Genomic DNA, 19,650 nt, shown 5'->3' with positions numbered 1-19,650 from the left:
TAGTTGGATTCCGTATAACTTTTTAAGCATAATCCGTCCTATGAACAAAACTTTACTGCCGGCAGTGGGTTTATTCCAGCTTTCGCAACGCATCACCCTGTATCCCGAGCTGGTAACGGAAAAACGTTTCTGGCTTCAACTGTACAACATTGAAAGAGGTGTTTTCACGGTTTACTTTTACACGCTGAGCGGCATGCTGCTCTTCCAGACCTTCCTGGCACATAAGGAACATTATTCCACCCATACCATCTGGCTGCCGGCTAAAATAAGCACGGGCATTTATAAGGTAGCGGTGTTCAGCAGTGAACATTATTACCTGAAAACGGTCGTGATCCGCTGATGAGTCATTGTTCTGTCAGGTTGAGCTTGTCGAAACCCTTCGCCAGCGTTTATTCCCGTAGAACGGGACAAGCTCCGCTCCGCGGGCCCCAGGGTGACAAGCTGCTAAAAAAATTTACATAAATATATTCTTGGTGGAGAATAAGATAAAGTTGTAGCTTTACCGTCCTTATTAAAACGATGACCTGCTAAAACAGGTTCCATCTCAGTTTGGCCACAATTAGTAGCAACGGATCTCTTTCTTTTTGGTTTTACCTTTCCTTTTAGTGTATTTCTCCCCTGCCGTAGTAGTGTTTCTTTCCTTACCCTTGTAATTACATATTCCCTGCCTGACACACGTCCATTAAAGCTCTGTATCGAAGTAGCATCTATTGTTATTTCTATTCTTTAACCTGTCCCTCTCCGGGACATTAAACACGTATGTATGTCATTAAAAGATCCCTCTTTACAAGAAACAGGCAGTGACCTGGGCCATGCTCCGGAATTTCAGCCTGGCAAAATCACTCGCACCAAAGGCAATGGCCATCAGGGTGTTGCTGAAAAGATTGAGATTACACCGGAAGGAGCACTCGCTAAAACCAAGGAGCCCACGCTGACCGCCCCCCCGGATGACATTGTGTATCCCGAAGAACGGGTAGACGCCATGGCCCCTCCCGAAGCTGATTTTATACCAGTTACGCCTTTGCTGCTGCGCAGGCAGGTAAGCGGCAGTTATTCAGGCATTACCGGCTCCTTTCGCCTGGACCTTCGGGTGGATGTGGACCGGACCGGTGCTTTGAATACAGCCAGCTATGATTTCTTCAGCATCGGCGCTGTGATCAATTATTTTGGTTCCTTCCGCCTGGTGGCGCCGGTGATTACCTACACCTCCACCAAGGTAACGATCGTAGGCGGCATTACGGGTACTGTTGCTCTCTGGGCCAACCGGGTACGCATTGAGATCAACCGCAACTATATCACTTCACCTGCAGCACCCGCCACAGTCACCTTCTTCCAGAACCTCACACAGGGCGCTATTTATACCTGCAATTTCCAAAGTTCTTATTTCAGGACTGTGTTGCTGGAAACCGATTTTGAAACCGGCACTGCACTGGCAGGAGATTACAATACCTCCACCCTTCCCTCACCAGCCCCTCACCGGATACTGAATACCGTGAAAGCCTATGGCGAAGCCGGCATCAATATGGTGATGACAGGCAGCAACAACTCCATTACTTCGGCCGAAGGCGGCGCAGACGCCCGCTGGACAGAAACCGAAATGCATGCTTCCATGGTAAGGCACTTCAGCCGCTTCAGCAACCTCCCGCAATGGGCAGTATGGCTGTTTGCCGCCAGAAGGGCCACCAGCAATAACCTGCTGGGGATCATGTTTGATTATCTTGGCAGCAAGCCGCATCGCCAGGGTTGCGCCATATTCCAGGATACCGTTAGAAACTTTCATCCTACAGCAGCCGATTATGACCGCCATTTATTGTACACGTATGTACATGAACTGGGCCACGCTTTCAACCTCCTGCATTCCTGGGATAAGGCCCGCCCGGATAGCCTGAGCTGGATGAATTACGACTGGCGGTATGACCAGCGCAACGGCCTGGGCTCCTACTGGAACAACTTTAATTTCCGCTTTGATACCGGTGAACTGATGCATATGCGTCATGGTTTCCGCACCAATGTGATCATGGGCGGTTCAGACTGGGCCTCAGGTGCAGGCCTGGAACATGCTGATGAGCTGGCCATCTTCAGCCAGGAAATGCTGGAGAATAACAGCAGCCTGCAACTGGAACTGGCGCCTGTTAAGAAAACATTCAACCTGGGCGAGCCGGTAGTAACAGAAATAAAATTACGCTGCATGCACCTGAACGGGCAGACCGTCAATGCCAACCTGCATCCCAAGTACGACCAGGTACGCATTGGCATCCTGAAACCCAATGGCAAAGCAGTGGTATATGAACCCATAGCGCACAATTGCGTAATACCGAAAGAAGTAAACCTGACAAAGGACGACAATACCGTCTATGCCAGCGCTTATATTGGTTATGGCAAGGAAGGTTTCTATTTCGACCAGCCCGGATTCTACCGTATCAAGGCTGCTTACCAGTATAAAGATGGCAGCATCATACAGTCAGAAGAAGTAACGATCCGTGTAAAATCTCCTGTAACGGCTACTGAGGATGAGATTGCCGATCTTTATTTCAGCAGTGATGCCGGAACATTATTCTACCTGTTGGGTTCCGATTCAGAATCCCTGAAGAAAGGTATGGATGATATGAAGCTGGTGGCCGAGAAGTACAAGAACAGTCCGCTGAGCCTGTATGCAGAAATGATACTGGGTGTGAATGAGGCGATGAAGTTTAAGACCGCCGATGCAGAATCAGGTAAAGTGGCTGTACGTGAACGCAACCTGCCAACCGCCAAGAGCAGGCTGGGTAAAGTGATCAGCGCCTCCAAAGAAGAGGAAGGTCTTGACAATATCACCCTCAACTGGGTATACCGGCACCTCGCCAAAGGATACCTGCTGGAAGGCGATGAAAAAACAGCCAAAGCTACCCTGGATGAAATGGAAAAACTGTTCAAATCCAAGAAGCTGAAACCTGCTGTATTAGACATCATCCACAGGCAGGCGACAGATGTGCTGAAGCAAAAATAGTCGCTTATGTTGACGGGTTAAGAATAAGCGAGGGCCTTTAAGTTTTTACTTAAAGGCCCTGTTTTTTTTAATCAGTCATATCAAGATAGAAGGCCGGTGTGCCGGGATCGGGGAAAATGCCCAGCATGGCGCTCCAGTCGTTCTTGGTAGCAGTAATACCAAACTTAACGCCTTTGCCTGTCAGGAATTTTATTTTAGAACGTACCAGTTTACCTTCAAACTTCAGTATACCACCTGACTCCTGGACGGTGCCTACCTGGAAGAAATCTGTCGTACTCTGGTAGTCGAATGTAAAGCTGTTCTGCGCCCCTTTGTGGTAAAACAGATCGAACCATCCGGTAAGGATAGCTCCTTCCAGCAGTACATCATTGCCGCTGCCATTAGCCACCCAGGTTATCAGGCCGGTCGTATTGTTGTTGTCCGCATCAATATAAAAATCAAAGATATCGGCATTGGCCGCAGTAGAGGCCATTTCAAAATAGAAGTAGATATTCTCTGCATCATAGTCCATCTTTCCTTTCCGGAAAATACCGCCCGACAGGCCGGAAACAAAGGCATTGTGTGTCACCGTATCCCAATCGGCCAATGAATTGTCATTCAGTTTAACAGCCGAACTTTTGGATATGCGTATCACTGTTGATCCCTCTACCGTTTTTCCGCCGGCAGTGGTCACATACAGGGTAGGAACGAATTTTCCTTTGCCGGGATAGGTATGGGTCGGGCTTTCTTCCGTGGAAGTAGCGCCATCACCAAAATCCCATTTATAGGAAGCCCCGCCCTTAGTAGCATTGGTAAATTGAACGGTATAGGCGTCTACCGCTACAGAGAATATAACATCAGGCCCCTCTTCTACCGCATCTTTGCTACAGGATGACAACAGGGCCATACATCCGGCGGATAGTACGGTGAAAAATAATATCGCTTTTGCTGATCTCATACTGGTAGTTTTAGTCGTTTTGCGTACACAAAGTATTTGTCTTGACCTCATCAACCGGCAGGTAATAGATGATCCGGTTGCTGGTATAGGGAATGACCATGTTGGCATAGCCGGCCGGTTGCTGCGACAAGTTGATATCCGTTTCGCTCAGTCCCGGCAGGTGGTATCCCCAGTAAGTACGGTTCAGTGGCAGCTTATTCCTGTATACATCAAACACCCGGTGACCTTCAAATGCCAGCTCTACCCTTCTTTCCTTCAGTACCACCTCCAGTACCGTTTTGCCCGCCGGTAATACGCCACTGTATAAAGCGCCCGACAAACCGCGTTTGTTGCGAATACTGTCTACATCTGCCAGCGCACCGGCCACATTATTGGATTTAGCTTTTGCCTCTGCCCGGTTCAGGTACATTTCCGCCAGCCTGAACATGATAGGGGAACTTAAAGTGGGGCTATTCCCCTGGAAGGAGAACTTGGATATATAATACATTTCAATGCCGTTTTTCTTTTGCACCACACCGCCGCCATCTTTCGATGGAACTATGTACGATGAGCGTACATCACCAGGCTGGCTACTCATGGTATCTCTCAATGATTGGGATGCAAACTCTTCTCCCCAGCCGGAATTACCATCAGAGTAGATCATAGAAGCGATGGAGCCAAACTTGCCATAGTCTTCCAGGGCCGTGAAGGCAATGCAAAAAATAGTTTCCGTGCCGGTTTGTGCATTGGCAAAGAGCGCGGGGTAAGTGGCGGCAGTTGTGAGCACAAACCTGCCGGAATTGATCACTTTATCACTGTACTCAATGGTCTTTGGATGATCGGCCATGTACAGGTATGCCCTCGACAATAAGGCCCAGGCTGCTTCTTTGGAAGCATATTGCACGCCTCTTGGTTGTTCCATCAGGGATGCTGCTTTCTCCGCATCGGCTACCACGGCATCATACACTTGTTTTACCGTTGCCCTTGCCTTTAAAGAAGGCTCGCTGGTGGAAGTCCTGATAATAACGCCGGGTGCCGTAGGATCTATCGTGTAAGGTTTGGCGAAAAAACGTACCAGGTTAAAATGGGCAAAGGCCCGGAGGAAATAACATTCCCCGATCAATTGCTTAATGGACGCATCTGGATTGGCATTTTTGGCTGCTGCTTCTATCACCGTATTGGCATCATTGATGATCTTGTAAGAGATATACCAGAAATAGCGGGTATTGGTTTGAGCAGGTGAATGGTTCAGGGAGAAGCTGTTCATGAACGGATCGGTAGTCATCTGGCCGCATACAATATCATCACTGGCAAAATCAGCCAACTGGAAGTATTGACGCAGGTACATCAGGTTGTCGTCTGAGGTGCCATTAAACGGAACATGGTCTTTAAACAAGGCATAGGCGCCGTTTACCGCATTGGTTAATCCCTCTTTGGTTTGCACCAGTGTATTGGTGTCAATCGCATCGCTGGGTGTTATTTCCCTGACGCAGCCCGCCAAAAACAGGCTTATGAAAACGGGTATGATGATTTTCTTCATTGCTGATCGTTTTAAAATCCTAGGTTAATGTTGAACAGGAACTGGCGGTTATTGGGGTACTTAAAGTCCGACACACCGGGTGTGGCATACACACCGGGCGTTATCGTGGTTTGCGGGTCCTGTCCAAAGAACCTGGTAAAAGTGTACACATTATCGGCCGTAAGCGAAATGGTTACATTACTCAGCTTCCACTTTTGCACAAGCACAGCCGGCAGCGAGTAAGACAGCGTGACATTTCTTATAGAAAGAAAGTTGCCGTCTTTAAGGTAGCGACTGGAAGTTTGCGTGGAATTGGCGGCGTTTTGCGGACTGGGATTGGTGGCATTGTCGCCGGGCTTGGCCCATATACTATAGCCATCCGGCAATACTGCCTGGTTCATATAGGGCTCACTGCCGTCGTTCATCAAAAAACGCAGGTTGTTGCTGAACACTTTATTACCAGCAAGGAAATACATGTTTACGCCCAATGAAAAGTTCCTGTACCGCCATTGGTTGGTGATACCGCCCTGGAATTTGGGAAGCGCTGATCCTAATTCCTGGAAAGTAGCCTGGGCATAATCGGAAGTAAGTTCTGTTTTGGTCACGTTACCCTGCGCATCCAGGGTCTGCTTCTCCCACAATGGCGCGCCTGTTTGCTTGTCCACACCCGCCCATTTGGGCAGGTAGAATTCATACAGGTTACCTCCGTTCCGGTAGATCTGTGAAATGGCCCATGAGCCTGTTCTGATAATGGGGCCCGGCAGGTTGCGTAATTTATTACTGTTGAAATTAATACTGAAATCAGTAGTCCATTCAAAATCCCTTCGTTGGATATTGATGGTATTCAGGGTGAGCTCGATGCCTTTGTTTTCGATCTCGCCGGCATTGTCCCAGCGTTGCTCAAAGCCTACGGAAAGCGGTTGCGATACCTGCAACAACAGGTTTTTCGTAATATTCCGGTACACATCAATGCTTAAAGACACCCGTTTGTAAAAGCTGATATCCAACCCTGCATTCAACTGGTGCTTGCTTTCCCAGGTGAGGTTGGAACTGGGCAACTGCAAGGGTGTAGCGGCTGCCTGCCCATTGTATTGGGTGGATAAGGAATACAGCCCAAGATAACGGGAGGAGCCGATATCCTGGGTACCAGTGACACCATAACTGGCGCGCAGTTTCAGGTTGTCGATGATGGCTGAACGGAAGAAGGATTCATTACTGGCCAGCCAGGCTGCTGATATGGAAGGGAAGGTAGCATACCTGTTGGATTCCGGGAAGTTGGAGGAACCATCCACCCGGAGGGAACCGGTAACAAAATACCTGTTCTTATACCCATAGTTCACCTGTGAAATGACAGATTGAATGGAAGTTTCACTATTAGAACCTGTTACCCGGATATTATTGGACACCACATTCAATACATTTAAGCCAAAGGGCAAACCCCTTCCCGAACCGCCCTGCAGTTCCGTTTTACTGTTTTCAAAGGCCACCCCTGCCAGGCCGCTCAGGCTATGATCGCCCATACTGAAATTAAACTTCAGGAGGTTATTGGAAACAATCCCGTAGCTCAGCACACTGCTCTCTTCCAGGAAACCGGTATTGTGGTAAGTGCCTGCCACAGCCGGAGAAAAATAATTGGTGGCCTTGTTATAGCTTGCCGCCAGCCGGTTGCTGCTGGAAAAGCTCAGCCATTTGGTAATGGCGATGTTTAACGCCATATCATAATTCACATCAAAACCCTTGTAAGGATGTTTGCTGTTGTTGATGGTGTGCACCGGGTTTATTTTGTCCCTCGACCACCATTTAAAAGTGGAATTGCCATCCACATACAAAGGATTACCGGTACTGTCGTACGGATTATCCCATGGCAGGTTTAAATAAGCAAAATAGATATCGTTGTAATCGTAGCCCTTGCCATTGGCTGCGCTAAGGTTGATATTATTGGTAAGACTGATGCTTTTACTCAGTCGCAGCGTGGAATTACCCCGGAGGTTGAGGCGCTGGAACCGGGTGTTCATGAAGGTACCCTCTTCATTGTAATAAGACACGCCTACGTAGTAATCATTCTTTTCTGTTTTACCCGACACCGAGAAGTAATAGTTCTGCATGAAGGCAGGCTTAAAGATAGTGGTGAGCCAGTTGTGGTCCTGGTCACGCAGCGACAGCGGCCGTTCGTTGTAGAACTTCAGGATGTCAATCTTATAGGAGTTGCCGGTGTCGGTAGGAATATAGTCACGGTACAGCTCTTTCTGGTAATTGTACAGTTCCCTTCCATTCATCATGTCCATTTCACCAAAATCGGGTGTCCGGAAACCAGTAGTGATCTTTGCTTCATACCGTGTTTTGCCTGCTTTGGCCCTTTTGGTAGTAATGATGATGACACCACCATTGGCCTGCGAACCATACATGGCGGTAGCGCCGGCGTCTTTCAGCACGGTCACGCTTTCCACATCATTGGGATCGTAATTGCCACCAATGATACCGTCTACCACAAATAAAGGCGACTGGGAGGCATTGACAGAAGAAACGCCCCGCAACCTTATTTCAGGGGTAGCGCCCGGCACACCGGAACTGCTCACCACCTGCAGGCCGGCTACCTTGCCCTGTAGCATAGTGCCGATGTTATTGGCGGTTACATCTTTGAGCTTCTTTGCATCCACCACAGTGACAGCGCTGGTCAGTTCTCCCCTCTTTTTATCACTGTATCCCACGATCACCACTTCATCCAGTTTCCGGGGATCTGCTTCCAGCTCCAGCACTACCTGGTTGTCCCCGGCTTCGATGGGCCACTCTTTCGTTACATAGCCGGAGGAACTGATGGTGACCAATACTCTTTTAGGAGGAAGCGTGATGGTGAACACGCCCTCTTTATCGGCCGTGATCACTTTGGAAAGCGATGGAATGTTGATGGTAACATTGGGCAACGCCTCCCCTGTTTTTGCAGCAATTACTTTACCGGTCACGGTACGCTCCTGTGCGTGCACAAGCATGCCGACTGATAAAAGTAAAAGTAGTAGCAGGTTCTTTTTCGCGGGCAACATAGCAGTAGATAGTTTGGGTTTTGTGTAAATTCGTTATCCTAATTTCATGCTTTCTGCTATCAAAACAAAATGTTGAACCCCTTATCTGTACTGCCTTTCGTTATGCAAGCGTTTGCACTATTTTCACATCATTACTCTTACCCGTAGTTTTATTGTACTTTTTACAGTTTAAAGAATATTTTCTTTTTATAAAGCCAGTAACAGATATACCATTCTACATACAATGTTGCCGATGCACTCAGTACTTCCTGCCATGCCGGTGTAACACCGATAAGGCCGGCGCCTCCCTGTACAAATACCGCTATTGTTCCATTCAGCCATTGATGGCCTACTGTTTCAAAGAACAGGTAAATGAAAATGGCATTCATGCCTACTACTGTAAATATCCACGCATACCGCTTCACCTGCCTTACATCCACCAGCCAGTACAAGAAAGCCAGGATCAGCAATACCCAACCACCGGAAACAAATATAAAAGCAGTAGTACTGATGCGTTTTATAATGGGCGTAATATTACTGATGTCCAATCCATAGCCGATGATCAGCCCCGCGCCACCTGCCCATAACAAGGCCTTTATCTTCCTGGCGGCTGGCGCCTCCTGTACCAGTAGCTTGCCCGCCAACACCCCCCATATCGTATGCGCTGCCGTAGGAATAATGTTGATGGCCACCCATCCATCGGTATTGATCTTTCCCATCACCAGCGTGTCGAACCAGGCGCCAAAGTTTTTGTGCTCTGTAAATGGCTGATCAAACCCCGGCATTAATACCCTACGGTACAGGAACTCTGTAAGCAATAACAACAATAGGGAGATGATCAGTTGAAAAGTATAGGACCCGTTGATGATCACCCAGGCAATCAGGGTAGTGAAAGCAAGCTGGGTCAGCACATTCCACAATTCCCACACCAACTTACCGGCATATACACAATGGAGGGCTGTACCCAGTACAAAAAGTTTGGCGCAACGAAGCAGGATGTGGGTTGACTGTTGCTGCCAGGCTATCCCGCGTTGCCGCTTATAATAATAAGATATATAAAGGGCAGTGCCGGCCATGGTCATAAAAGCCGGCTGTACCAGGTCCCAGGCGCGCAAGCCATGCCAGGGGTGGTGAAAGAACTGCTCTACCATGCCGGCAGCAAAACCCGGTGCAGCCAGGTGGTGCAGGGATTCATACAACCGGCAGCTTTCTGCCGCCAGCAGGATCATGATGAGCCCGCGCATGGTATCCAGCGATACGAGACGTGTGGACAAGGGTTGTGTTGGAGGGGTTGTACTGGTAGTGGCAGTCATGGATAGCACCGTTTAATGGTTATCCTAAATTGCTCTATTTTTCTCAAAAGAAAAATACCTGCATTGATGAGCACCTTACTTTCCCTTTATGCAAACGTTTGAATAGAAAGCAAGGGGTTTGATTAAAAATTTCTACCTTTTGAAAAATTTAGTTGAATGTCTGCCAAACTGCCTACGATCAAAGAGATCGCGAAACAATTGAACATATCCGCCTCTACTGTTTCGCGCGCCCTGAATGGCCACCCGGCCATTGGCCTCCGCACCAGGACAAGGGTGCAGGAGCTGGCCAGGCAACTCAATTATGAACCCAACCAAACGGCGCTGTTTTTCCAGCAAAGAAAAACCTATACCATCGGCGTCATATTGCCGGAGCTTTCCGAGATGTTCTTTTCTGCTTCCATCAGCGGCATTGAAGATGTGGCAGAGAAGAATAATTATACAGTGCTGCTTGGCCAAAGCCATGACGATGAAAAACGGGAACAGAAGATCGTGGAGACGATGAAGAATCACCGGGTGGACGGCCTGGTCGTTTCTATTTCCAAGAACACGAACAACTATGAGCATTTTGAAGCACTCAAGAAATACAATATCCCGGTAGTGTTTTTCGACCGGATACCCAATATGCCCAATATCCATTATGTTGCCTGCAATATGGCATCGGGTACCATCCAGGCCATTAATTACCTGTTCAAACAAGGGCACCGGGTGATAGGTATGATCAATGGGCCAGAAAAGCTATTTGCCAGTGAGGAACGTAAGCAGGGTTACCGGGAAGCGATGTCCAAAAGCCGTTTAAAGTTTGACCCTTCCCTGATCGTCAACACCGACCTGACCGCCGAAAGTACTTACCGTGCTACGGAAGAATTATTGAACTCCAAAAGAAAACCGACAGCGATCGTTGCCTTCAATGATTACGTTGCCATGGATGCGGTACAATGCGCCATGAAGCATAAAAGAAAGATCAACAAGGACCTTTGTTTTGTCAGCTATGCCAACCTGCCCATCAGCAACTATACGGCGTATCCTCCCCAGGCATCTGTAGAGCAGTTCCCTTATCTGCAGGGACAAAAAGCAACCGAGATATTATTGGAGTTATTGGCCAAAAATGACAATGAAGCCGGGAATATGACTTATTATAAGATCATCCTGGATTCACAGTTGATCATACATGAAAAGAAATAATATCCATTAAGGTGAGCCGCCCTACAGCGCTACAAAAGCAGCCCGGCAGGGCGACCCACCTTAACCTACTGCACCAGCAACCTGATTATTTTCCGTTCAGTGGGCATGCTCACTTTCAACAGGTATACACCTGTAGTCACTCCCTGCTGCCTGATGTTATCCCATCCCAGGGTATAATTACCAGCCGCCAGTTGTTGCTGCCGGGTGAGTAATAACCTGCCGGCTATGTCAAACAACTCCAGTTTCACGGTCCCCTTTCCCTTCATACCAATGCGCACTGTGAGGTTGTTGACAACAGGATTAGGATATACGGCTATTTTCTGTAACATTTCCGCTTCCACTATCCCGGTCACCATGTTACTGCCTCCCAGTCCGGAAGTACCACAGCCTGTAGCACTATAATTTTGCCCCTCGCAACTGGATGTATGGTCGTAACCGGTTTGCAATCCGTATTGATGGAAGGTAGTGAAGATATCATCGGTGGGTGTTACAATGCCGCCATCATTATTGTTATCCCTTACAAAAATGGCCTGGCAGGCATCTTCACTGATCACATAGTATTCATTGTACCGGAAGGTAAGTCCGGACTGCGTGAGGTAAAAGCCCAGCACGATGTTGGACAGCGACTCGATGGTATTTTCTTCAAAGGTGCTGTTCTGCAGCCTGTATACATTCAGTTCTGTGTACCGCTGGCTGGCATTGGTAATACCATATTGGTTATTGGCCCTTGCCCGCAGCACAGAATCGAGGATATAGTTATTCCGCAGGGTATTCCATTTGGCGACACAGTTCTGCACCATGGAGGTGGAGTTAGTACTGCCATAATACATGCCGGCGCCCAGGTTATCCCTGAATACATTATTTTGTATGAGGTGGCCGCCGCTGGTGCTGTTGGATTGTTCATTACCCACCGATAAGCCAACACCATTCTTATACGATTCATTGTCTTCCACGGTCACATTGCTGGAACCATCGAGGTAAATACCTGCCGAGATAGCAATGGGTGAAATATTCCTGTACACGGTATTGCTCCTGATATAGCCGTTCTTTGAATAGTTGTTGGGGGCAGTTACCGAAAAGCCCGCATCATCCACAATCCATTGGTAATGGCCTGCGGCTACGATGCCTATATTGGCATTGTCGTACACTTCATTATTGGTCACGGCAAAGGAATCCACATTCCCATTGATGGTGACCGCTTCACTATAACCCGGCACATTATCGTGCACCAGGTTACTGTCAATGACCACATTCCTGACGGCCGTATCGGTGGTGCCCAGGACCACGAGCGGATTGAGGTTGTCGGTAGCTGCAGGGATCTTCTGTTTAGTAAGGTTCCTGGTCCACGCCATGTCATATATTTCATTCTTCTTAATAACAATGTTGGACGATTTACCACTTACGATGATCCCGAAACGGGTATCTTTTATTCCTACAGACGGCGCTGCATTCTGTAAGGCAGAATCATTGGTCATCTTAGTGAGCTTCAATCCTTCAATGTGGATATACTTAGTATCTGACAGGGAAAGCAAAGCAGCAAACTTCGCCGTAATATCACTACCATCTACCACCGGGCTTTCACCGGGATAGTTCCTGATGGTAAACCATTGGCCATTAACACCGCGATTAGACCCGATAAACAGCCCGGTACCCGCCGGCTTGTGCGTACCGGCCCGCAGATGAATGGTAACGGGCGCATTGATGAGTTGTGACGGCACGTACGTATAATTGATGCCGGCGAGGTCAATGGCCCTTTTTATCGTACGCCAGGGTTGGGTAAGAGAACCGCTGCCGGTGGTATCATTACCGGTTAATGCCACGTAATAATTGGAGGCTACACCTGTATTGTTGGTAGTGACCAGCGTGCTGATGGAAATACCTGTATTACCGCCTGCATCACGCAACAGGTCGCCCCAGCCAATGGCGGAGTTACGCAAGGTATCGGCCTGTATGGTTACCGTTGAACTATTCGCCAGGTAAATGGGATGTATAAAGTAGCTGTTGTTATTGACAGTGGGATAACCATGTTCAGCGCTGGTGGTGGTCCACTGCAGGGTATCGAAGGCACAATTTTTGATCTCTATGTTTTGAGCGTTCTGTACATTGACCACATAGCCACTGGTATTTTTGAGGTTCCTGAAAACGAGGTTTTGCAGCCGCACATAGGAAGCGCCGCTTATCACCAGCATGTTGGGATAGAAAGAAGTAGTAGCCAGCTTTTTTCCGTCTATGATCACTTTCCCTTCATCGCCGGCATAAGTCCGGAGAGTGAGGTATTTGCCGCCTCCGCCACCATTGGCGCTGCCGATATAGAGCTGTGTGAGAAAATCAGTGGAGTCAATTTCATAGGTGCCCCGCTTGATGTATACAATGGCGTCTTTGGTCGTATCGCGCGGACTACGGTTAATAGCATACCATATCCTGTTCCAGGGACTGACGGCCGTACCATTTCCATTAGTCGTGAGTGATCCATCTACGTAATACTCATTGGGTGTTTGCGCACCGGCCCCTATAAAGGCCAGCAGGAAGCCGATGGCGAATAAGGTAGTTCTCCATTTCATAGTAAAATGATTTTTGAATTTATGAATGATGCAATAGTCATTTTCAAAGGGAGATCTGCTACGCGTGCGGGAGATTGTATACCAAACATAACCAACTGTCCTTGCAAAACAACGCGCAAGCGTTTGCACGAAAAGAGCTGTGCGCAAACGTTTGTCGGCGTTTGCAGGAAGTGCAAACGTTTGAAATGAGAACACACCTTACTCTATCGCTTGTAGTTAACAGGGAATTGTAAGAGAACTATGATTTTTCGGCAGGTTTTATTAGCGCAACTGGTAGTAATAAAAAAAGCTACCTCTTAAAGGTAGCTTTGCTAATATTTTATTGTAGGATCTACTTTACATATCTAAACTTCGTATTGGACAGAATTTTATTGGCCTGCTCCAACTTTTCCGGAAAAAGATTTTCTCCGGAAAGCTTGTCGAGGTCTTTGTTAACCTTCAGCTTTACTCCAAAATCCTTAGCACCTTTTAGTGTCTTTTTCTTTTTCATTTCTCAAATTTAGCATTTTTTCGCTTTATCAAAAAGCCAAAGTAATCTACACCTTTCTCAAAGGGAACATCTAAAAAGGTATTCATGTCCCTTATTATTCCAAATATTTCAAAATCAGCTACTAATTCCCCGTAATTGAGGGCTATGGCCATCCGGTAAAGCCTTGTTCTTTCGGGAGTGCTGCCAGTAAAGAATACCCCATTTTCAGGAAATTTGCTGGTAAACTCATATACTGCTGACGTTACGGTAGCCAGTATCTTATTTCTATCCTTGTTGTTATTAACAACCAAGTCATCAATAGAACCATCATGGGATAGATCTCCAAAAGCCAGGTTGTACATATTGGGAATATAGGTAGCCTTGAATTGAATAATTTTGGGTATATCACCCTTAGGGCCTCTGCTGATAAATTTATACTCCAAAGCATCCGATGATATCTCCAATTCTGTGTATCTTTCATAGTTCATACTGCCCAAATAAATTGTTGCTTGTCGTTAGCTAATCAGAATAACCCACCATCAACCTATAGCTATCCCGTCAACACTTTCACAACAGCCATGGCATTAGACGCTTTATCTATGATTACATGCTTGTGATCATCATCCAGGTCATAGAATTCAACTCCCAATGTAATAATTACAGGATGAACATTGCCGGCAGGCAGCGACAAGGAAATGTGAATGGACTTTGTGGTAGTATCATTAACTGCAATGATATCGGTTTGCTGGTGGGCATATTCAACCTGCTGGTGGGTAAAATCTATTGCAAGTGCACAGGCGATGAAGCCGTAAGAGCCGGTATATGCTACAGCATCCACCATTGCAGTAGCGTTAAAAAAAGGGATCTGTATTGTCGCAAGCCCCGTTGCGCGGTCGTAGTTAATATGGTAAGTGGCATACAGGGTATCGTTCAGTGATTTGTTACGGTTGAAATTAAACCCTTCCAGCATGGACAATGCCTGAGCGGTAATGATGCGTTCACCCCTGCCATTTACCGGGTCGCTTTGTATAATACACATCATCCGCTTTGTTAACCTGCCCGAAACATAACGATCGGCTACCTTAACTAATATTGGTTTTAAAGCAGAACGAAGCAACCGGTTGGCAGTACCTGCCCGCCCAAATTCCGACATATTTTCCCGGGTACGTTCAAAAGCCTGCTCCTGCTCAACCCGTTTTTTGGTCAGGCTGGTGGTCTTTCTTGTAGGCATGGTTAGTGAGGTATTATGGTAAAATCACTCTTCCGAATCTATATACGGGATGCAGGGAAAATGAGACTTATCACGCTATAACTTTCTTTATGATATTGAAAATCAATCTTTCTGAGAGCGTTTCCATATAATAATTGCACTGAACACTTACCGAATTGCCCTCAATAGCCCTCCTACTCTATTGATTCAGTATTAGTTATCTATTCCTGGTATGCACCCGCATATATTGCAACTTGCACCGGGACTACTATCCCAGTGCAAGTTGCAGGGCATTCCAGTGCAATTATGGAAGCTGTTTTGGGCAGTATCGCTACCATCCGGCCAGGATTATATTAGCATCCACCGTGATATAATCGCTTCTTTTTCAGGCTTTGTTGCAGGTTATGAGATACTCCTTTATCTTTAGCCAACTCCCTGCCCTTACAACCTGTTTTAACCCCCATAGCACCTTAACATGAGAAAAATCAACTGGCTCTATTCATTGCTTACCCTAGCTTCTTTTGGCAGTATAGCGCAACTGGCGCCGCCTACAGACACGCTGCGTCAGCAATACCAGGCCGGGCAAAAAATAGCAAGCAGGAGTTTTGCTGGCTACTTTTATCCCAACAGGAACCAGCTATACGCGCTGCCTGAAAAAGCTTTTGTTGCCACCATTGATTCATTAAGGAGCACTTTTCAAACCGGGCTGGACAGGTATAAGATCCAAAGCAATAACGCAGACACCACGTTTATTGCCGCAGAACAAACTGGTATCCATTTCTTCTTTGATAAGCTCCTGCTGGACTATCCTTATTTTCATGAAATAGCTACCGGAAAAAAAGGGAAGTTGTCGCTTTCCACACAAAACAGGCTGGATGCCAACTTATCCTACTTTAATCATCCTGCATTGTTGAACAGCGAAGACCTTAAAGCTTATGTAAGAGGTTTTCTACAGCATGCGGCTACTGCCGAACTCAGGAAAAGTGTTTACAAGAGGATGGACAATCAAAGGCTCAACAGTACACTGAAAATAATACCTGTCTATTTCACGAATCAGACCTGCCGCGACTTCTGGCAATATGATTACCTGAATAATCATATAGAGAACCTGGGAGCGAAAACCCTGGAAAATGTGATCCGCTCCTTCAGGGCATCCTGTCGTGATACTGCCTACAAAAGAAAGATCATTGCCTTGTATACCGAGGCTAAAAAGGAACGGGAAAATCACCTGATAAAAACCTATAAAACGGTGAACGGTTTTGACCTGGACATACACCTGTTTTTGCCCGATAGCGCGGCAGCTACCCAAAGACCCGTGATCGTTTATTTCAGTGGTGGTAGCTGGACTAACGGAAGTCCCGAATGGGCCTTCTATAACTGTGCAGCCTATGCAAAGAAAGGCTGGGTGGCTGCTTCCGTGGAATATCGCCTGGCCGACCGGCAGGGCACTACGCCATTTGAAGCGGTGAAGGATGCGCGCAGCGCCATACGCTGGCTGCGTAAACATGCACAGGAATATAATATAGATACCCATAAAATTGTAGTGACGGGAAATTCTGCGGGCGGGCATTTGATCCTGGCCACTGCCCTGGCTGACAAGTGGAATGAAAGTACCGACGATCTGCATTATAGTCCTACGCCCAACCTGCTGATGGTAAATGCGGGTGTATATGATTTCATGCAGGATGAAAATACCGCCTGGGTATCCAAAGATTTAAAAGATAAAAATACGGTGAAGGAGATATCACCGGTACACTTAGTGAAAAAGGGATTGCCACCTATGCTGCTCATTCATGGCACCCATGATCAGAGTGTTCCTTATTCAACCGCCAAAGCCTTTGCCACCGCTTCCAAAGAAGCCGGCAATGAGGTAGAATTTCAAACGCTGGAAGGAGCTGGTCATGCCATCTGGTTCGACAGGCGCTTTACCCAAAAGATTGCAGCGCTACGGGCCGCGTTTTTGAAGAAATATGGGTATGAATAGTATAAACAGCGAAACGATGATGGCTCTTAGGTCAGTAGTTATTAGCTCACTAAACTGAGATTCTCTATTTCAGTAAAATGATTATCTGTTCTTATATGCCCCATAATACAGCTCACCGACAACAAATACAGGAACATATATTTCTACCATCGCGTCTAATCGTTCTCCTACAATGTTTTTGCTTTTAAAAGAATGGATTATCACACTGGTATCCAGCAAGCATTTATTTCCAATCATCGGGATGTATTTGTTCGCAACCTTCTTCAATGATTTTCTCCAGTTCGTTGGCATCTTCATCACTCATCGTACCTGCAAAATCCTTAAAACTCCTGCGCCCTACTGCATGCAGCTTGCTTTTGCTGATCACGGCTTCTACCGCTTCCAACACTGCCTCATTCTCAATTTTGAGAATTTCTTCTATCAGATGTAATTTTTTTGCTTCGCCGTACATAATACGCTGATTTAATAAACATTAGCAGAGTTCTTTTCGCATTAGCGATTATACCATTTTCATTACAACCATGATGTAAAATCAAATTTACCTTATTTTCCCTAAACCTCAAAACATACTAATATACAATACTTTAGAAGTCCCCTCAATATCATTTACTTCCGTACTTTGCCTGGCGGAACACCGAACTTTTTGCGAAAGGCATTGCTAAAGTGTTGTACAGAAGAGTAGCCTAAATTGTCGGCCACTTCCTTAATGGCTGTATCGCCGCGCAGTAGTAGTTCCCGCGCCTGGTTGAGCTTATAGTCGCTCAGGTAGCCAAATACTGTATTGTTGAATACCTGCTTAAATCCCTGTTTGAGCTTGAACTCATTAATGCCCGCCAATTTTGCCAGTTCTGTGAGCGAGGGCGGCTGCAAAGCATGTTGTATGAGGTACTCTTTCGCATATAAGATACTTTCTTTATCATGACCGGAAGTGCTGAGGCACCTGGAAGACTTTGAAGCCGCCTCTTCATACATCTGGGCCTGTAAAGCCAATAGTTCAACGCATTTGGACTGGAGGAATAACAATTTCAACCCGCCTTCCACACCACAGTTCATGATATCGTAAATACACTGGTGCATGGCAAATGACATCGGCAGGTTCTGCTGGCTGAGTACGGTGACCTTACCGCTGCCTATCAGCTCAGCAAATTTTCTTAATCCCGGACTGCCCGACTGCGCCAGCTCCAGGAAGAACGGCGTAGCAAAGTGTACTTCAAAAAACTTATACCGTTGATGCAGTTGATAGTCGCCCGTTCCTATGAACCGGGGCATGTAATGCATGTTGTGCTCATTTTCCTTAAAATGGTATTGACCACCATATATATCATCCGACATACTACCGGAGCCCGATAAGGTGAAATGCATTTCCACCAGGTCATCATGGTCAGTCATTTCAAACTGCAGCCGCCGGGATTCATATAGCTGCATATCACCATATACGATATAGACACCTGCAAAGGCAAGCCTCACCAGCTCCGCATCTCCAAAAGGAAAGCTGAATATGTCCCTTTTTTCCGTTACCAATGGCCGCCCGATATTGTCACGATAAAAGTGATCAGACATGACAAATCTTTCGCCGGCGCCGTAGTTAATACTGATCTGCATAAAATCCGTTTGGTGTAAACCTTTCTCCGTTTGGTATAACAATAACGATCCGGAAGGTTTATAGTTTTGTAAAGTTAACCATCTGTTGATAAATTCCTTATACCATGCCTCAAGTCCCCAAATGGCTGGCCGATACCATGATCGCTGTAGCCAGTCCCTGGCTGCGCCAGGCTGTTGTGTCCGATACCACCATGCTGTCAGACGAGCTGAAACTGATCACTTTCAAAGGTGATTTTGATGATGAGGATTTCCTACCCGGAAAGATCGTCCAGTTCAGGGTGGATGATACGAGTTTCCGCCATTATACCCTCTCCTCTTTTAATAAACAGCAGGGCCTGTGTACCGTACTTTTTTACCTGCATGGCAAGGGTCCGGGCAGTCAGTGGGCCACAAATTTACAAATAGGCCAGGAAGTAAGGTTCAGGGCCGGACAAGGTAAGTTGAAGTACAATGAACAGGGTAAGCATCATTTTTTCTTTGGCGATGAAACGGCCATCGGCTTGTTCAACTGGTACAAGACCACGGCCCTCGCCTGCAGTCATGAATATTTCGGGGTATTGGAGCTGCATCCGCAACATGCTGTGGCGTTGAACACATTAAAGATTATGATTGACTATGTGCATGCATCGCCGGAAGCGCCGGCCGTCAATGCCATTAGCTGGATGGAAGACATGCACCCCGATTGCTGGAACACCTGGCAACGGGCCACCTTTTACCTGGCCGGCCGGGCATTGTCCATCAGCCGGTTCAGGAAATACCTGTTGCAAAAAGGCGTGGAAGCAAGCCAGATACGCACCGATGCGTATTGGGCAGATGGGAAGAGGGGGTTGTGAATGGCGAGTGGTAAATGGTGAGTGGTTAGTGGGCCTTATGAATGCCTTGCTAATTATC

15 protein-coding genes are annotated in these 19,650 nt (G+C 46.9%); 5 read left to right on the top strand and 10 right to left on the bottom strand.

Going from position 1 to position 19,650, the window contains the following annotated elements; all coding sequences use genetic code 11:
- The first annotated feature begins 40 nt into the window (after positions 1-40).
- Positions 41-340 carry a hypothetical protein gene (locus tag HB364_RS18060; RefSeq protein WP_167289612.1) on the top strand — a complete coding sequence of 100 codons (300 nt, stop codon included), beginning with the start codon at positions 41-43 and terminating at the stop codon, positions 338-340.
- Positions 341-763: 423 nt separating this feature from the next.
- Entirely contained in the window at positions 764-2,986 is a 2,223-nt protein-coding gene (locus HB364_RS18055; protein WP_167289611.1) for a hypothetical protein, read from the top strand.
- 67 nt (positions 2,987-3,053) lie between these two features.
- Here HB364_RS18055 and HB364_RS18050 read toward each other — a convergent pair whose 3' ends face one another.
- From HB364_RS18050 to HB364_RS18035, 4 genes are all read right to left on the bottom strand, one after another.
- On the bottom strand, positions 3,054-3,923 hold the full coding sequence (locus HB364_RS18050) for a PKD domain-containing protein (protein WP_208419986.1): 870 nt from the start codon (positions 3,921-3,923) through the stop codon (positions 3,054-3,056).
- Between the two features lie 10 nt (positions 3,924-3,933).
- Positions 3,934-5,442, bottom strand: a complete 1,509-nt coding sequence (locus tag HB364_RS18045) for a RagB/SusD family nutrient uptake outer membrane protein (protein ID WP_167289609.1) — start codon at positions 5,440-5,442, stop codon at positions 3,934-3,936.
- 11 nt (positions 5,443-5,453) lie between these two features.
- On the bottom strand, positions 5,454-8,408 hold the full coding sequence (locus HB364_RS18040; protein WP_167289608.1) for a SusC/RagA family TonB-linked outer membrane protein: 2,955 nt from the start codon (positions 8,406-8,408) through the stop codon (positions 5,454-5,456).
- 212 nt (positions 8,409-8,620) lie between these two features.
- Positions 8,621-9,751: an acyltransferase family protein gene (locus HB364_RS18035; RefSeq protein ID WP_167289607.1), complete on the bottom strand. Its 1,131-nt coding sequence runs from the start codon at positions 9,749-9,751 to the stop codon at positions 8,621-8,623.
- A 156-nt stretch (positions 9,752-9,907) separates the two neighbouring features.
- Here HB364_RS18035 and HB364_RS18030 point away from each other — a divergent pair, with 156 nt between their 5' ends.
- A complete protein-coding gene (locus tag HB364_RS18030) occupies positions 9,908-10,933 on the top strand; it encodes a LacI family DNA-binding transcriptional regulator (RefSeq protein ID WP_167289606.1) in 1,026 nt (341 codons plus the stop codon).
- Between the two features lie 65 nt (positions 10,934-10,998).
- Here the strand turns inward: HB364_RS18030 and HB364_RS18025 are convergent, their stop codons facing one another.
- The 4 genes from HB364_RS18025 to HB364_RS18010 all read right to left on the bottom strand — a co-directional run bounded on the left by HB364_RS18025 (position 10,999) and on the right by HB364_RS18010 (position 15,194).
- Positions 10,999-13,494, bottom strand: coding sequence for a right-handed parallel beta-helix repeat-containing protein (locus HB364_RS18025; protein WP_167289605.1), 2,496 nt, complete (start codon positions 13,492-13,494; stop codon positions 10,999-11,001).
- 331 nt (positions 13,495-13,825) lie between these two features.
- Complete coding sequence (locus HB364_RS18020) at positions 13,826-13,984, bottom strand: hypothetical protein (protein ID WP_167289604.1); 159 nt, start codon at positions 13,982-13,984, stop codon at positions 13,826-13,828.
- Positions 13,981-14,451, bottom strand: a complete 471-nt coding sequence (locus HB364_RS18015) for a DUF6934 family protein (RefSeq protein ID WP_167289603.1) — start codon at positions 14,449-14,451, stop codon at positions 13,981-13,983. Before HB364_RS18015 ends, HB364_RS18020 begins: the two co-directional genes overlap by 4 nt.
- 62 nt (positions 14,452-14,513) lie before the next feature.
- Positions 14,514-15,194: a hypothetical protein gene (locus HB364_RS18010; protein ID WP_167289602.1), complete on the bottom strand. Its 681-nt coding sequence runs from the start codon at positions 15,192-15,194 to the stop codon at positions 14,514-14,516.
- A 454-nt stretch (positions 15,195-15,648) separates the two neighbouring features.
- On the opposite strand from HB364_RS18010, the gene HB364_RS18005 reads away from it, so the two are divergent.
- Positions 15,649-17,157 (top strand): alpha/beta hydrolase, encoded by a 1,509-nt coding sequence (locus HB364_RS18005; protein ID WP_167289601.1) that lies wholly within the window; start codon positions 15,649-15,651, stop codon positions 17,155-17,157.
- Between the two features lie 223 nt (positions 17,158-17,380).
- Here the strand turns inward: HB364_RS18005 and HB364_RS18000 are convergent, their stop codons facing one another.
- Together HB364_RS18000 and HB364_RS17995 are read right to left on the bottom strand one after the other, a co-directional pair.
- On the bottom strand, positions 17,381-17,608 hold the full coding sequence (locus tag HB364_RS18000; protein ID WP_167289600.1) for a hypothetical protein: 228 nt from the start codon (positions 17,606-17,608) through the stop codon (positions 17,381-17,383).
- 155 nt (positions 17,609-17,763) lie between these two features.
- Complete coding sequence (locus HB364_RS17995) at positions 17,764-18,759, bottom strand: helix-turn-helix transcriptional regulator (RefSeq protein WP_167289599.1); 996 nt, start codon at positions 18,757-18,759, stop codon at positions 17,764-17,766.
- A 104-nt stretch (positions 18,760-18,863) separates the two neighbouring features.
- On the opposite strand from HB364_RS17995, the gene HB364_RS17990 reads away from it, so the two are divergent.
- Positions 18,864-19,592 (top strand): siderophore-interacting protein, encoded by a 729-nt coding sequence (locus HB364_RS17990; protein ID WP_167289598.1) that lies wholly within the window; start codon positions 18,864-18,866, stop codon positions 19,590-19,592.
- Positions 19,593-19,650: the final 58 nt, after the last annotated feature.

The organism is Paraflavitalea devenefica, from assembly GCF_011759375.1.
In the GTDB taxonomy this organism is placed as follows: Bacteria; Bacteroidota; Bacteroidia; order Chitinophagales; family Chitinophagaceae; genus Paraflavitalea; species Paraflavitalea devenefica.
Note: the sequence above shows the minus strand (reverse complement) of the source record. Positions and strands in the feature narration are given on the sequence as shown.